Below are 13,904 nucleotides of genomic sequence, written 5' to 3' on the forward strand. Positions count from 1 at the left end.
GGCGCGCTCAGAGCCTGTCCGACGCGGCGGCCAGCCATGCGCGCACCGCCGGGCTGGTGCTCAGGCCGGCCGCGCGGGCATAGGCCTGGCGCGCGGCGCAGGCCTGGCCGTCGCGGCCCAGGAGATGGGCGCGGGCGGCCCAGAAGGCCTGGTAGCTGGCGACCTCGCCGCCCGGGATCGCGTCGAGCGCGCGCAGGCCCGCGGCCGGCCCGTCGGCCTCGGCCACCGCGCAGGCCCGGCTCACCCGCGCGCCGATGCTGGGGCGAAGCGCCACCAGGCCGTCATAGAGCGCCACCAGCGCGCCGGCGGGCACCTGCGCGCCGAGCCGGCGTGCGCAGTGCGCCGACTGGATCGCGGCCTCGATCTGGAAGGGGCCGAGCGCATCCAGGCTGGCGGCGTGCTGCAAGGCCTGTTCGGCCTGCTCGCGAAGGGACGGGTCCCAGCGGGCGACCTCCTGTTCGTCGAGCGGCACGTAGCCGCCTTCGCTGCTGCGCCGGGCCAGGGCGCGGCTTTCGCAGAACAGCATCAGCGCCAGCAGGCCCAGCGGCTCGGCTTGCGCGGGCATCAGTCCGCAGAGGATGCGGCACAGCTCGATCGCCTCGGCCGTGAGGCCTCGCTGGGCCGCGTCGGCGCCGTCGACATCGTCCCAGCCGGTGCCGTAGGCGGCGTAGATGCCGTCGAGCACATCCTGCAGCCGCCCGGCAAGGTCGACGGCGCGCGGGAACTCGAAGGGAATGCCGGCGGCCCGGATGCGCGCCTTGGCCCGCACCAGGCGCTGGCCCAGCGTGGCCGGTGCACTGAGAAAGGCGCCGGCCATGCGGACGGCATCGAGTCCCAGGACGGTCTGCAGCATCAGCGGCGCGCGCGCGGCGGCATCGATGGCCGGATGGGCGCACACGAAGAGCAGGCGCAGCCGTTCGTCGGGCACCGCTTCGGCGGATTCGTTCCCGGCGTCGCCGATCTCGTCGGCCAGCAGCAGCAGCGTCTGCGCCGCTTCGTCCCGCACGCGCTCGTGCCGCCAGGCATCGAGCGTGCGGCGCCGCGCCACCTGCAGCAGCCAGGCTTCCGGCTGCATCGGCACGCCGTCCACGGGCCAGCGCTCGAGCGCCCGCGCGAAGGCGTCGGCCAGCGCGTCTTCGGAGGCCGCGATGTCGCGCGTGCGCGCCGACAGGATCGCGACCAGCCGGCCGTAGGACCGGCGCGCCGCGCGCTCGGCGGCCGCGTGCGCGCACTGCGCGGGGTCTTGCGTCACATCGTCGGGGCCGTGAACACCGGCCGGACCTCGACGCCGCCGGTGCTGGCGCAAGGCGCGCGCGCCGCCCATTCGAGCGCCGCGTCGAGGTCCGCGACCTCGATCACGAAGTAGCCCCCGAGCTGCTCCTTGCTGTCGGCGAAGGGCCCGTCCTGCACCTGGCGCTTGTCGCCGCGCACGCGCAGCGTGGTGCCGGTCAGCGGCGGCTGCAGGCCGTGGCCGTTCTGAACCACGCCCGACTGGCGGATCGCGCCCACATAGTCCATCCAGCCGGCGCGGTATGCCTGGGCCGCGGCCTCGTCGCGCTGGTCGAATTCGGACTGGGGTTGGTAGAACATCAGCATGTATTGCATGGGACCTCCGGGATAGAAGCTCACGAGCAGGATCGCTCGCTGCAATGACGGCCCGGCCGGGCGCGTTTCGACAGTGTGCGTCAATGCGGCGGGATTTTTGTTCGTGTCGCTCTCGCGGTAAGCTCGTCGCGATGAACACACTCCCGACCTACGACGACGTCATCGCCGCCGCCGCGCGGCTCGAAGGACAGGCCCATCGCACGCCGGTGCTGCGCTCCCGCACCGCCGATGCGCGCTGGGGCGCGCAGTTCTTCTTCAAGTGCGAGAACTTCCAGCGCATGGGCGCCTTCAAGTTCCGCGGCGCATTCAATGCGCTGTCGAAGTTCGATGCCGCGCAGCGCCGCGCCGGCGCCATCGCGTTTTCATCGGGCAACCATGCGCAGGCGGTGGCGCTGTCGGCGCGCCTGCTCGGCATGCCGGCCGTGATCGTGATGCCGAACGACGCGCCGGTCGCCAAGCTCGCGGCCACCCGCGAGTACGGCGCCGAGGTCGTCCAGTACGACCGCTTCACCGAGGACCGCGAGGCGCTGACGCGGCGGCTGGCGGCGGAGCGCGGCATGACGTTGATCCCGCCCTACGACCATCCGGACGTGATCGCCGGCCAGGGCACGGCGGCCAAGGAACTGATCGAGGAGGTCGGCGCGCTCGATGCGCTCTACGTCTGCCTCGGCGGCGGTGGCCTGACCAGCGGCTCGGCCCTGTCGGCACGCGCGCTGTCGCCCGGCTGCAAGGTCTTCGGGGTCGAGCCCGAGGCCGGCAACGACGGCCAGCAGTCGCTGCGGGCCGGCCGCATCGTCACCATCGAGACGCCGAAGACCATCGCCGACGGCGCCCAGACGCAGCACCTGGGCGAATACACCTTCGGCATCATCCGCCGCGACGTCGCCGACATCCTCACGGTCAGCGATGCGCAACTGGTGGCGGGCATGCGCTTCTTCGCCGAGCGCATGAAGATTGTGGTCGAGCCGACCGGCTGCCTGGCTTTCGCCGCCGCCTGCGAGGCGGGCGCCGCGATCCGCGGCCAGCGGGTCGGCGTGATCGTCAGCGGCGGCAATGTCGACCTGGCGCGCTATGCCGCGCTGCTGTCGGGCGCCCAGGGCTGAACACGCCCTAGACCCGGATCCCTTCGGCGCTCAGGTGCAGCACGCGGTCGGCGCGTGCCGCCGCGGCTTCCGAATGCGTGACCAGCACCAGCGAGGCGCCGTGCGCGCGGGTCTGCGCCAGCAGCACGTCCATCACGCGCGCGGCGGTGGCCGGGTCGAGATTGCCGGTCGGCTCGTCGGCCAGCAGCAGCGCAGGCGCATGGACCAGGGCGCGGGCGATCGCGACCCGCTGCAGCTGGCCGCCGCTGAGCTGCTGCGGCAGGCGCGGCCCGAGGCCCCCGAGGCCGACGGCGTCGAGCATCCGCGCCACGCGCCCGTCGTCGCGCTGCCCCAGCAGCATCAGCGGCAGCGCGACGTTCTGCGCCACGTCCAGGTGCGGCAGCACATGGAAGGCCTGGAACACGAAGCCGACATTCTTGCGGCGCCACAGCGCGCGGGCCTCGGCGTCGAGCCTGCCGATGTCGGTGCCGTCGTGCAGCACCGTGCCGGCATCCCAGCTGTCGAGGACGGCCATGCAGTTCAGCAGCGTCGACTTGCCGACGCCCGATTCGCCCACGATCGCGACGAACTCGCCGTCCGCGACCTCGAGCGTGACGTGCTCGAACACCGGCACATCGCCGTAGTGCTTGCCGAGGTCGCTGATGCGCAGCGTCATGCCAGCGTTGCCACCTGGCGCAGCACCTGCGCGGTCGCATCGGCGGCTTCGGCCGGGATCACGCGGCGCCCGGGCATGCTGCGCAGCCAGGTCATCTGGCGCTTGGCGAGCTGGCGGGTGGCGGCGATGCCGCGTTCGCGCAGTTCGGTGATCGGCCAGGCGCCGTCGAGCGCCTCCCAGGTCTGCCGGTAGCCGACGCAGCGCATCGAGGGCAGGTCGGCCACCAGGTCGCCGCGCGCGCGCAGCGCCTGCACTTCGGCGATCAGGCCGGCCGAGAGCATGGTGTCGAAGCGCTGCTCGATGCGCGCGTGCAGCCAGCTGCGCTCGGTGGGCTCGAGCGACAGCAAGGCCGCGGCAGGCGCGCCGTTGCCGGATTGCGCGGCCGCGTGGAAGCTGGACAGCGGCCGCCCGCTCGCATGCCAGACCTCGAGCGCGCGCTGAACGCGCTGGCTGTCGTTCGGCGCCAGCCGCGCGGCGGTGGCGGGATCGACCGCGGCCAGCCGGGCGTGCATCGCCGGCCAGCCGAGCGCGGCCGCATCGGCTTCGAGCTGTCGGCGCAGCGCCGGGTCGGCCGCGGGCATGGCATCGATGCCTTCGGCCAGCGCCTTGAAGTAGAGCATCGTGCCGCCGACCAGCAGTGCCAGCTTGCCGCGCGCCGTGATGTCGCCGATCAGGCGCCGGGCGTCTTCGACGAAGGCGGCCGCGCTGTAGGCTTCGAGCGGGTCCCGGATGTCGATCAGGTGGTGCGGCACTTCGGCCTGCTCGGCGGCGCTGGGCTTGGCGGTGCCGATGTCCATGCCGCGGTAGACCAGGGCCGAATCGACGCTGACGATCTCGACCGGGCGCTCGCGCGCGATGGCCAGTGCCGCCGCGGTCTTGCCCGAGGCGGTCGGGCCGGCGAGCGCGACGTAGCGCAAGGGTCCCGCTGTCATTTCAGTGCGGCTCCGGCACGCGGTTCCCCATGCCTGCGCACCAGGGTCCAGGCGATCAGCGCGATGCAGACGCTCCAGAACCACATGCCGAGCGCCAGCGGCATCACGGTGCCGTCCATGCGCGCGCCCAGCCAGCCGCCGATGCCGAAGGCGGCCAGCATCATGATGAAGCCATTGAGTGCCGATGCGGCGCCTGCGGCCTGCGGGAACGGCCCGACCGCGCCGCTCTGGCCGCAGGGCTGGTGCACGCCGTGCGCCAGCATCACGAGCGTCAGCGGACCGACGATGGCGGCGACCGACACCACCCCGGCCAGCGCCAGCAGCCCCATCGCGCTGCCGCCGGCCAGCGTCAGCCCCGCGGCCCGCGCCACGCTGCCGCGCACGCCATGGCGCGGCAGCCATCGCCGGCAGACGAAGGTGCCTGCGATGTAGGCCAGCGAGCTCCAGAGCATCACCAGACCGTACTGCGTCTTGCCGAGGCCGAGCACCTGGATGAAGACGAAGGACGACGAGGCCAGGAAGGTGAACAGCATCCCGTACGACGCCGTGGTCAGCGCACTGAAGGACAGGAAGACCGGGTTGCGCAGCACCATCGCCCAGGTGGCGATCAGCGTGCCGGCACGCAGTGCGTCGGGGTTCCGGCGCGGCAGCGTCTCGTCGAAGCGCAGAGCGATCAGCGCCAGCGTGAAGGCGCCGAACAGCGCGGGCACGAGCAAGGCCAGGCGCCAATTGAACAAGTCGGACACCAGGCCGCCGAGCGGCGCGCAGAGGCAGGCGATGACACCCAGGCCGGTGAGGGCGCGCGACATCACGCGGGCACCGTCGGCCGGCTGGTAGAGGTCGCGCACGATCGCCCGGGCCGCCATCACGGCCGCGCCCATCGCGGCGCCCTGCAGCGTGCGCCAGACGATCAGGATCTCGATGGTCGGCGCCACCGCCCCGCCGATGCTGGCGAGCACGTAGGCGCCCAGGCCCCACAGCAGCACCGGCCGGCGCCCGAAGCGGTCGGACAAGGGGCCGAACACGAGCTGCGAGCAGCCGAAGGCCAGCAGCAGCGCGCTCAGCGTCAGCTGCGCATGCGCCATGCGGGCGCCGAAGCCGGCGGTCAGCGCCGGCAGGGCGGGCAGGTAGAGATCGGTCGTGACCGGCTGGATGCCCAGCAGCAGGGCCAGTGTGAGGACGACCAGCGCCGGCGACATGCCCGAAGCAGGCGGCGCGGTGCGAGAAAGGGCCGGTGCGACGGGAGGCGGCATGCACCCGAGGTTAACAAAGGCGGCGCGGCGAGGCGCCGCGGGCGCTCAGATCGCCGGGCTGGACAGGCGGATCGGGCGCAGGGCGGTGGTTTCGGAGGGCGTGGACGGTGCCGCCGGGGAGGCCGGCTGCGCCGGTTGCAGGTCGGCGCCGGTCGCGGTCTCGGTCGTCGGCTCCTTCATGCGGAACAGCTGCGACAGCGCGGCGCGGTATTGCGCCTGGCCGATCGAATTGGCGTTGTGGTGCGAGCCGCCCTCGACCAGCACGAACATCTTCGGCACGGTCGCGGCGTCGTAGAGCTTGCGCCCCAGGGTCGGGTTGATCAGGCTGTCGGCCGCGCCGTGCACCACCAGCAGCGGGGCGCCGATATCCTTGACCTTGCTGATGGCCTCGAAGCGCTGGGTGATGAAGGGGCCGAAGGGCAGCCAGCCCCACTTGAAGCTGCTCGCCACGTCGGCGATCGAGGTGAAGGTGCTCTCGACGATGGTGCCGCTCTCGTCGTTCACGCGCGAGGCCAGGTCGATGCCGATGGCGCCGCCGAGCGAGTGGCCGAAGATGTAGCGCGGCTGCTTGGGATGACGGGCGGCCAGCCAGGTCCAGGCGGCGCGGGCATCTTCGCGCGCCGAGTCCTCGGAAGGCAGACCCTTCGAGCTCTTTCCGAAGCCGCGGTAGTCGATGGCCAGCACCGAGAAGCCCAGCTCGTGCATGCGGCGCATGCGCGGTGCCGAGCCGGCGACGTTGTAGCGGGCGCCGTGCAGGTACAGCAGCACCGGGGTGTCGGCCGATTCCGGCGCTCCGCCGAGCCAGAGGCCGTGCAGCCGCGCCGGCTCGCCGGTGAGCGATGACTTGAAATCGATCCAGACGTCGTCCATGCCCTGGCTCATGGCTTCCGAATTGCCCCAGCTGCGGTCGCTGGGCTGGAAGATCCACTCGCGCTGGCGTTCGTCGAGCGTGGAGCAGCCTCCGGCCATCAGGGCGACCAGGGCAGTGGCGGATGCGAACAGTGACCAGGATTTCATGGAAGGCTGAAGGACAGGCCGGAGGGCCGGAAAGTTCAACGACAGACCCCATGCAACGGGCGTGCCGACCCGCCCGATGACCCGGTAAACCCTTAGATTTGTAACGCTTTTGGCTGCGTTTCGGCCGATTTTCGCGTTTTGTAAGCGAAGGAAAAAGCCGGTCAGCGCCCGCGCATGAACAGCGCGTCGAGTTCCCGGACCGACAGCTGGCGCCAGGTCGGCCGCCCGTGGTTGCACTGGTCGGAGCGCTCCGTGGCCTCCATCTGGCGCAGCAGGGCGTTCATCTCGTCGAGGGTCAGCTTGCGGTTGGCCCGCACCGCGCCGTGGCAGGCCATGGTCGACAGGAGCTCGTTCTGGGCCCGCTGCACCACGGTGCTGGCGTCGTGCAGGGCCAGTTCGGCCAGCACGCTGCGCGCCAGCTCCACCGGGTCCCCGTCGGCCAGGGTTCCGGGCACGGCGCGCACCGCCAAGGTGCGCGGCGAGAACGGCGTGATCTCGAGGCCGAGCGCGGGCAGCACGGCGGCGCAGGCCTCGGCGGTAGCGACCTCCTGGGGGGTGGCGGCAAAGGTCGCCGGAATCAGCAGCGGCTGGCTGCTGATGGCGGCACCATCGAGCTGGGTCTTCAGGCGTTCGTAGACGATCCGCTCGTGCGCGGCATGCATGTCGACGATCACCAGGCCCTGGCTGTTCTCGGCCAGGATGTAGATGCCCTGCAACTGGGCGAGCGCGCGGCCCAGCGGCCAGGCTTCGGCATTGCCAGGGGCGACCGGCTCGGCCGCGGCGCCGGCAGCGATGCCGGCGGCCGGGATCGAGAAGGAGGAAGGTCCGGGTTCGGCGGCGAAGGCCGGCGCCGCATCCCGGGCCGGCGCCGCACGGGCTGCGGTGGGCCACATGGCCGCCGCATCGCCGAGTCCGCGCTCGGCGCCGAAGTGCATCGCCGGCTGGGTCCAGGAAGCCGAGGCCGGCGCCAGCCTGGGCTTGAAGAAGGGCTCTGCCGCCGCCGCGGCCGCCTCGCCGGCCCGGGGCGCGGCCAACGCGTCCTCGATCGCGTGGCGCACCGCCTGGTGCACCTCGCGGCCATCGCGGAAGCGGACCTCGATCTTGGTCGGATGCACGTTGACATCCACCCGCGCCGGATCGATCTCGAGGTAGAGCGCGTAGACGGGCTGGCGCTGGCCATGCAGCACGTCCTCGTAGGCGCTGCGAACCGCGTGGGCCAGCACCTTGTCGCGCACGAAGCGGCCGTTGACATAGAAGAACTGCTGGTCGGCGCGCGAACGGGCCGCGTCGGGGATGCCCGCGCGGCCGGTCACTCGCACCGGGCCGGCCTGCCGGTCGACCGCCACGCTGTGCTTCACGAAGTCTTCCCCCAGCGCATCGGCCAGCCGCTGGTCGCGCTCGGCGGCGGCGCGCCACTGCTCGACCAGCCGGCCGTCGTGCCAGACCGAGAAGCCGACCTCGGGGCGCGCCAGCGCGTGGCGCCGCACCGCCTCGATGCAATGCGCGAGTTCGGTGGCGTCGGTCTTCAGGAACTTGCGCCGCGCCGGCGTGGCGAAGAACAGCTCGCGCACCTCGACCGTGGTGCCGGTGGCGCGCGCCACCGGCCGCAACTCGCCGGTGCGGCCGTCGAGCGCGAAGGCGCTGTCGGCCCCCTCGAAGCGCGACTGCACGCTGAGTTCTGCGATGGCGTTGATGGCGGCCAGCGCCTCGCCGCGGAAGCCCATCGTGCCGACGGTCTCGAGTTCGAGCAGGCTGGCGATCTTGCTGGTGGCATGGCGGCGCAGGGCCAGCGGCAGTTCCTCGCGCGGCAGGCCCAGGCCGTCGTCCTCGACCGAGATCAGCCGCACCCCGCCGGCCGAGAGCCGCACGGTGATCTGCCGGGCGCCGGCGTCGAGGGCGTTGTCGAGCAGCTCCCGCACCACCGAGGCCGGCCGCTCGACCACCTCGCCGGCCGCGATCTGGCTGATCAGTTCGTCGGGAAGCTCGCGGATCGGACGCCGCGCCGCGGCGGCGATGGAGGAGGAAAGGGCGCTCACGGGGACATTCTAGAAGGGCGTCTGGCGCCGACCGGGATAATGCGCGCCATGGAAATCATCGCCTTTCTGATCGACTTCATCCTGCATGTCGACAAGCACCTCGAAGCCTTCGTCATCGCCTACGGACCCTGGGTGTACGCGTTGCTGTTCCTGATCGTTTTCGTCGAGACCGGGCTGGTCGTGATGCCCTTCCTGCCGGGCGACTCGCTGCTGTTCATCGTCGGGGCGCTCTGCGGCGCGGGCCTCATGAGCTTCGGGCTGGCCGTGCCGATCCTGCTGGTCGCGGCGATCCTGGGCGACCAGTGCAACTTCACCATCGGGCGCTACTTCGGGCCCAAGGTGTTCCAGTGGGAGAACTCGCGCTTCTTCAACCGCAACGCCTTCGACCAGGCGCACGCCTTCTACGAGCGCTACGGCGGCGCCACGATCATCGCGGCGCGCTTCCTGCCCTTCATCCGCACCTTCGCGCCCTTCGTGGCGGGCGTGGCCGACATGACCCGGACCAAGTTCACGCTGTTCAACGTCGTCGGCGCGCTGCTGTGGGTGGTCGGCCTGTGCACCATCGGCTATTTCTTCGGCAACCTGCCGATCGTCAAGGAAAACCTCGAGAAGGTGATCTGGGCCCTGATCCTGGTGCCGGGCCTGATCGCCATGTTCGGCGCCTGGCGCGCGCGCCGTACCTCGACCGCCAAGCTTCGCTAGCCGGTCGGCGTTCAGGGCCGCTGCCGCACCGGCACGCGAGCCGACAGCGGCCGCGGCTGGTAATCCGGGTCGATGTGACAGCCCTTGCCGAAGTCCGGCTCGAAGGCCTTGCAGCGGGCCATGACCTCGATCGGCGTCGGCTTCCTGCCATGGTCGATCCAGTCGAGCAGCGCGGCGAAGAGGGCCGGGTATTCGGCATCGCTCAGGTAGCTGTGCTCCGATTCGCGGCTGAAGGTCTGGACCAGCAGGCCGGCCGTGCCGGCGCGTTCGCGCGCGCCGCGATAGACCGTCTCGAGTTCGACGAAGGCTGTCGGGTCGTCGATCGCATGCAGGCTCAGCGTCGGCAGGTCGACGTCGCCGGTGGGGTCGCTGTCGGCCGCCAGCCTGGCCACCGCGGCGGGGTCGGCGCGGTAGCGCAGCACTTGCGCGTTGAGCACGGCGTCGTCGCGCGAGCCGCTGTAGCGCACGCCGATGTTGCCGAAAGGATTGCCGCCGTCGAGCCGCTCGAGCACCAGGTCGCGGAACAGGAAGGTCGACCAGTTCATGTTGCCGACCAGCGAGCGCTCCGGGATCCTGATCGTCTCGAGGATGGCATCCAGGTTCTCGCGCTGCTGGGCGCTGCGTTCGGCCGCCGGCTTGCGCACACCGGTGCAGTCGTCGATGCGCCGCGCCAGTTCCGCGGTGCTGAGCTTGGAATCGCGCGGCAAGCCCTGCCACAGCGGGTAGGCAGGCTCGGAAGGCAGCGGGTGGTTCTTGCAGATGGACTGGTAGACCACGCGCAGGTCGAGCCGGTAGTCGTAGGACCGGGTGCCGCCGCCGAGCACGCCGCTGGTCAGCAGCAGGCCGTCGTAGGGGCCCTTGCGGCCGTCGACCCGTGCGTACATCTCGGCGGTCTTGGCGGCCACGCCGGCGCCATAGCTCTGGCCGTGCAGCACCGTGCGCCGCGGCGCTCCGAAGTTCTGCACGAACCAGGCCCGCAGGCGCTCGGTGTCCTCGGCGGCCATCGTGACGCCATAGCCGCCGCGCCGGTAGCTCGACCCGGCCCAGGCGTAGCCGGCCTTCACCGTCACCGCCCAGCGCTGCAGGTCCTCGGTGGTGCGCGCCAGGGTCGGCGCGCCGAGCTCGGGGCCGCCGTGCGCATGCATCACGAGCACGCGGTTCCAGTCGGCCGGGATCGCGACCCAGAAGAAGGCACCGGCGCTGTCCTGGCCGCTGTAGCAACGGGTGCCTGCCGGAATGCCCCTGGGGCAGGCGCTGCTCGCAGGCCCGTCCGCGGCCGCTTGGGGCGGGCTGCGATGCGTCGATGCGCATGCGCCCAGCAGGAGGGCCGAGGCGAGGGCCAGGAGGCTTGTGATGTGTCTCATGCCGCATTTATACGTGGCGCTCGCCTGCCCACGAAAAAGCGCGCCCGCGGGCGCGCTTTTCACTCGTTCCATGTTGCTCAGTAGCTTGGGCCGTTGTTCGGGTAGTAGCTGTTCGACGGGTAGTAGCGGCGCTGGTTGCGCTCGTCGACGCTCTTGCCGACCTGGTTGCCGATCAGGCCGCCGACCGCTGCGCCGCCCACCGTCGCCGCGGTGTTGCCGCCGATGGCGTTGCCGATCAGCGCGCCGCCGACCGCGCCGCCCGCGGTGCCGAGGTTTTGATTCGGGCCGCTGGCACAGCCGGCCAGGGTCATGATGCCCGTGGCCGCCGCGGCCACGATCCAGAGTCTCGTCTTCATGGTGTCCACCTTTCAGTGATTGGATGAACCCATTGTTCGGAAACCCCTCGCCGTGCATGTAGGAGCGCGCCCCGGCATCCTGAGCGAATGCAGGATCGTTGCGTGAGCGGCAATCCCGCCGCTCACGTCAGCTTCAGGCTGCCCAGCCGCGCGACCACCAGCGTGTGCAGCGCCTGCGCCGCCACCGACAGGCTGCCTTCGCGCCGCTGCACGACGTAGACCGTGCGCTGGAGTGCCGCATGCACCAGCGGCCGCGTCACCAGCGACTCGCGCTTGAAATGAAACAGCGTCAGCGCCGGGACCGCGCTGATGCCGAGACCGGCCTCGACCAGCCCCATCACGGTCGCGAGATGCTCGACCTCGAAGGTGGTCTGCAGCCGCAGCGGGTGCAGCACGGCGTCGATCGATTGCCGCACGCTGCTGTTGCGCGTCATCTGGATGAAGGGCCAGGGCGCGAGTTTCTTCAGCGTCAGCCGCGGCTCCGTGGCCAGCGGATGGTCGGCGCGGCAGACCAGGTGGAAGCGATCGCTGCAGAGCCGGCGGGCGACCAGATCGCTGGCCGAGGCCGTTCCCGCATCCGACGCGGCGAGCGCGAAGTCGACCCGGCCGCCGCGCAGCAGCGCGATGCAGGCGTCCGACAGTGCATCGTCGAGTTCGAGCGTGATCCCTGGCCACTGCTGCTGGAACTCCTTGAAGATCGCCGGCAGCCAGCCCGCCGCCAGCGAGGGCAGGGCCGCCACGCGCACCCGGCCGGTGCGCCGCTCCACGTGGTCGGCCAGGTCGGCCAGCGCGCTGCCCATGTCGTCCAGCAGGCGCCGCGCCGGACCCTCGAACAGGCGGCCCTCGGGCGTCAGTTGCACGCTGCGGGTGTCGCGGTCGAAGAGCCGCGCGCCCAGCGTTTCCTCCAGCGCGCGGATCAAGGCGCTGAACGCGGGCTGCGACAGATGGCAGGTCTGCGCCGCGCGCGTGAAGTTGCGCTGCTCGGCAAGCGCGAGGAAGGCGCGCAGCTGCCGGCTGGAGAGATCCGGGTGATTCATGTCTTATTTGAATTGCGGATCAATCGATCCGAACTTTCGATTTCACGGATGATATGGCGGGACCTACAGTGCAGCGCATATGAGCTCCACCGAACGTCCTGCGCTTCTCATCGGCTGCGCTGCCGGCTTCTCGGGCGACCGCACCGATGCGGCCGGTCCGGTGGTCGACACGCTGATCGAGCGGCTGGCCCGGGGGCCCGCCGGCCAGCGCGCCTTCCTGATCTTCGAAACGCTCGCCGAGCGCACGCTGGCGCTGGCGCAGCTGCGCCGCCGTGCCGATCCCGAGGCCGGCTACGAACCGCTGCTGGACGCGATGCTGCGCCCGGTGCTGGCGCGCTGCCTGGCGCACGGCATCCGCATCGTGAGCAATTTCGGCGCCGCGAATCCGCGCGCCGCAGCCAGGCACATCGCTCGCATGGCGCGCGAACTGGGCGCCGAGCCGCCCGGCGTCGCGGTGGTGCAGGGCGACGACCTCTCGGCGCCCGCCCAGCTGGCGCTGCTGCGGCGCGAACTCGGCGCGCAGATGGACGGCATCCGGCTGGTCAGCGCCAACGCCTACATCGGTGCCGAGCCGATCGCCGCGGCGCTCGATGCGGGCGCGCAGATCGTGGTCTGCGGCCGCGTCGCCGATCCTTCCCTCGCGGTCGGCCCGGCGCTCTCGCATTTCGGCTGGCGCGCCGACGACTGGGAGAAGCTGGGCCGGGCCACGATGGCGGGGCACCTGCTCGAATGCGGCGCCCAGGTCTGCGGCGGCTACTTCGCCGATCCGGGCTTCAAGGAAGTTCCCGGCCTGGCGCGGGTCGGCTTTCCGATCGCCGAGATCGCGGCCGACGGCAGCTGCACCATCGGCAAGGCCGACGGCACGGGCGGCCTCGTGACCGAGGCGACCGTGAAGGAGCAGCTGATCTACGAAGTGCACGACCCCGCCGCCTATCTCACGCCGGACGTCGTCGCCGACATCTCGCAGGCCGAGGTCGAAGGGCTGGGCGCCGACCGGGTCGCGCTGCGCGGCGTGCGCGGCCATGCGCGGCCGTCGCACTACAAGGTCAACGTGTGCCATGAAGGCGGCTGGCTGGCCGAGGGCGAGATCTCCTATGCCGGCCCGCGCGCCGAAGCGCGCGCCCGGCTGGCGGCAGAGGTGCTGAGCGCGCGTCTGGACGGCCTGAAGCTGCGCGTCGACCTGATCGGCGCGCTCAGCATCCTCGGCGACGATGCCGGCCGCGCACTGGCCGCCACGCCCGACACCGGCTTGCGCGATGTCCGCCTGCGCGTGGCCGCGACCCATGCCGAGCGCGCCCAGGCCGAACGGCTGGCGCGCGAGGTGATGGCGCTCTACACCTGCGGTCCGGCCGGCGGCGGTGGCGTGCGCACCGCGTTGACGCCGCGGCTCAATACCTTGTCGTGCCTGCTGCCGCGTGCTGCGGTGCCGGTGGGTTTCGAGATGATCGAGGAGGCTGCCGCATGACCACCGACACCACGGTCGCGCTCTATCGCGCGGCGCACGGCCGCACCGGCGACAAGGGCGACCGATCCAACATCAGCGTGATCGCATGGCATCCGGCGCTCTATCCGCTGCTGGTGGCGCAGCTCACGCCCGAGCGCGTGGCCGACCAGTTCCGCCATCGCTCGCCGAACCGGGTCCAGCGCTTCCTGCTGCCGAAGCTGCAGGCGATGAACTTCGTGCTCGACGGCGTGCTCGACGGCGGCGTCAACGATGCACTGAACCTCGACACGCACGGCAAGGCGCTTTCCTTCCTGCTGATGGAGATGCCGATCGAGGTGCCGCAGGCGCTGCTGCGGCATCTTGCGGGCAGCGATTCGCCCTGAGTTCCCGTCCTTTGCTT

Annotated in this window: 14 protein-coding genes; 4 read left to right on the top strand and 10 right to left on the bottom strand. The window is 71.4% G+C overall.

What is annotated here, in order from left to right:
- Positions 1-7 precede the first annotated feature (7 nt).
- Both QTI45_RS01950 and QTI45_RS01955 read right to left on the bottom strand, forming a co-directional pair.
- Entirely contained in the window at positions 8-1,252 is a 1,245-nt protein-coding gene (locus QTI45_RS01950; protein WP_286371425.1) for an RNA polymerase sigma factor, read from the bottom strand.
- Positions 1,249-1,605, bottom strand: coding sequence for a YciI family protein (locus QTI45_RS01955; RefSeq protein WP_286371426.1), 357 nt, complete (start codon positions 1,603-1,605; stop codon positions 1,249-1,251). Before QTI45_RS01955 ends, QTI45_RS01950 begins: the two co-directional genes overlap by 4 nt.
- 131 nt (positions 1,606-1,736) lie before the next feature.
- Here QTI45_RS01955 and QTI45_RS01960 point away from each other — a divergent pair, with 131 nt between their 5' ends.
- The gene (locus QTI45_RS01960) at positions 1,737-2,708 is read left to right on the top strand and encodes a threo-3-hydroxy-L-aspartate ammonia-lyase (RefSeq protein WP_286371427.1); all 972 of its coding nucleotides are present in this window, start codon (positions 1,737-1,739) and stop codon (positions 2,706-2,708) included.
- A 7-nt stretch (positions 2,709-2,715) separates the two neighbouring features.
- Here QTI45_RS01960 and QTI45_RS01965 read toward each other — a convergent pair whose 3' ends face one another.
- From QTI45_RS01965 to mutL, 5 genes are all read right to left on the bottom strand, one after another.
- Positions 2,716-3,363 (bottom strand): ABC transporter ATP-binding protein, encoded by a 648-nt coding sequence (locus QTI45_RS01965; RefSeq protein WP_286371428.1) that lies wholly within the window; start codon positions 3,361-3,363, stop codon positions 2,716-2,718.
- Complete coding sequence (gene miaA / locus QTI45_RS01970) at positions 3,360-4,295, bottom strand: tRNA (adenosine(37)-N6)-dimethylallyltransferase MiaA (protein ID WP_286371429.1); 936 nt, start codon at positions 4,293-4,295, stop codon at positions 3,360-3,362. The genes QTI45_RS01965 and miaA overlap by 4 nt, the downstream gene beginning before the upstream one ends.
- Positions 4,292-5,548, bottom strand: a complete 1,257-nt coding sequence (locus QTI45_RS01975; RefSeq protein WP_286653330.1) for a multidrug effflux MFS transporter — start codon at positions 5,546-5,548, stop codon at positions 4,292-4,294. The genes miaA and QTI45_RS01975 overlap by 4 nt, the downstream gene beginning before the upstream one ends.
- A 45-nt stretch (positions 5,549-5,593) precedes the next feature.
- On the bottom strand, positions 5,594-6,565 hold the full coding sequence (locus tag QTI45_RS01980) for an alpha/beta hydrolase (RefSeq protein WP_286367081.1): 972 nt from the start codon (positions 6,563-6,565) through the stop codon (positions 5,594-5,596).
- Positions 6,566-6,726: 161 nt separating this feature from the next.
- Positions 6,727-8,601, bottom strand: coding sequence for a DNA mismatch repair endonuclease MutL (mutL, locus tag QTI45_RS01985; RefSeq protein ID WP_286367082.1), 1,875 nt, complete (start codon positions 8,599-8,601; stop codon positions 6,727-6,729).
- A gap of 48 nt (positions 8,602-8,649) precedes the next feature.
- Between mutL and QTI45_RS01990 the strand changes: the two genes are divergently transcribed.
- Complete coding sequence (locus QTI45_RS01990; RefSeq protein WP_286367083.1) at positions 8,650-9,303, top strand: DedA family protein; 654 nt, start codon at positions 8,650-8,652, stop codon at positions 9,301-9,303.
- 11 nt (positions 9,304-9,314) lie between these two features.
- On the opposite strand, the gene QTI45_RS01995 is transcribed toward QTI45_RS01990, so the two are convergent.
- The 3 genes from QTI45_RS01995 to QTI45_RS02005 all read right to left on the bottom strand — a co-directional run bounded on the left by QTI45_RS01995 (position 9,315) and on the right by QTI45_RS02005 (position 12,060).
- The gene (locus tag QTI45_RS01995; RefSeq protein ID WP_286653331.1) at positions 9,315-10,667 is read right to left on the bottom strand and encodes an alpha/beta hydrolase; all 1,353 of its coding nucleotides are present in this window, start codon (positions 10,665-10,667) and stop codon (positions 9,315-9,317) included.
- Between the two features lie 77 nt (positions 10,668-10,744).
- Positions 10,745-11,023 carry a YMGG-like glycine zipper-containing protein gene (locus tag QTI45_RS02000; RefSeq protein WP_286367085.1) on the bottom strand — a complete coding sequence of 93 codons (279 nt, stop codon included), beginning with the start codon at positions 11,021-11,023 and terminating at the stop codon, positions 10,745-10,747.
- Between the two features lie 122 nt (positions 11,024-11,145).
- On the bottom strand, positions 11,146-12,060 hold the full coding sequence (locus QTI45_RS02005; RefSeq protein WP_286653332.1) for a LysR family transcriptional regulator: 915 nt from the start codon (positions 12,058-12,060) through the stop codon (positions 11,146-11,148).
- Positions 12,061-12,139: 79 nt separating this feature from the next.
- On the opposite strand from QTI45_RS02005, the gene QTI45_RS02010 reads away from it, so the two are divergent.
- The gene (locus tag QTI45_RS02010; RefSeq protein ID WP_286653333.1) at positions 12,140-13,525 is read left to right on the top strand and encodes an acyclic terpene utilization AtuA family protein; all 1,386 of its coding nucleotides are present in this window, start codon (positions 12,140-12,142) and stop codon (positions 13,523-13,525) included.
- Complete coding sequence (locus QTI45_RS02015; protein WP_286653334.1) at positions 13,522-13,887, top strand: AtuA-related protein; 366 nt, start codon at positions 13,522-13,524, stop codon at positions 13,885-13,887. Before QTI45_RS02010 ends, QTI45_RS02015 begins: the two co-directional genes overlap by 4 nt.
- The last annotated feature ends 17 nt before the right edge of the window (positions 13,888-13,904 follow it).

The sequence above is a fragment of the Variovorax saccharolyticus genome, from assembly GCF_030316765.1.
Classification (GTDB): domain Bacteria; phylum Pseudomonadota; class Gammaproteobacteria; order Burkholderiales; family Burkholderiaceae_C; genus Variovorax; species Variovorax saccharolyticus.

Coding starts and splice junctions, on each gene's coding strand:
- QTI45_RS01980 (WP_286367081.1), bottom strand. CDS start 6,565: ATGAAATCCTGGTCACTGTTCGCATCCGCCACTGCCCTGGTCGCCCTG.
- QTI45_RS01965 (WP_286371428.1), bottom strand. CDS start 3,363: ATGACGCTGCGCATCAGCGACCTCGGCAAGCACTACGGCGATGTGCCG.
- QTI45_RS01995 (WP_286653331.1), bottom strand. CDS start 10,667: ATGAGACACATCACAAGCCTCCTGGCCCTCGCCTCGGCCCTCCTGCTG.
- QTI45_RS01955 (WP_286371426.1), bottom strand. CDS start 1,605: ATGCAATACATGCTGATGTTCTACCAACCCCAGTCCGAATTCGACCAG.
- QTI45_RS01975 (WP_286653330.1), bottom strand. CDS start 5,548: ATGCCGCCTCCCGTCGCACCGGCCCTTTCTCGCACCGCGCCGCCTGCT.
- miaA (WP_286371429.1), bottom strand. CDS start 4,295: ATGACAGCGGGACCCTTGCGCTACGTCGCGCTCGCCGGCCCGACCGCC.
- QTI45_RS02015 (WP_286653334.1), top strand. CDS start 13,522: ATGACCACCGACACCACGGTCGCGCTCTATCGCGCGGCGCACGGCCGC.
- QTI45_RS02010 (WP_286653333.1), top strand. CDS start 12,140: ATGAGCTCCACCGAACGTCCTGCGCTTCTCATCGGCTGCGCTGCCGGC.
- QTI45_RS02005 (WP_286653332.1), bottom strand. CDS start 12,060: ATGAATCACCCGGATCTCTCCAGCCGGCAGCTGCGCGCCTTCCTCGCG.
- QTI45_RS01960 (WP_286371427.1), top strand. CDS start 1,737: ATGAACACACTCCCGACCTACGACGACGTCATCGCCGCCGCCGCGCGG.
- QTI45_RS01990 (WP_286367083.1), top strand. CDS start 8,650: ATGGAAATCATCGCCTTTCTGATCGACTTCATCCTGCATGTCGACAAG.
- QTI45_RS02000 (WP_286367085.1), bottom strand. CDS start 11,023: ATGAAGACGAGACTCTGGATCGTGGCCGCGGCGGCCACGGGCATCATG.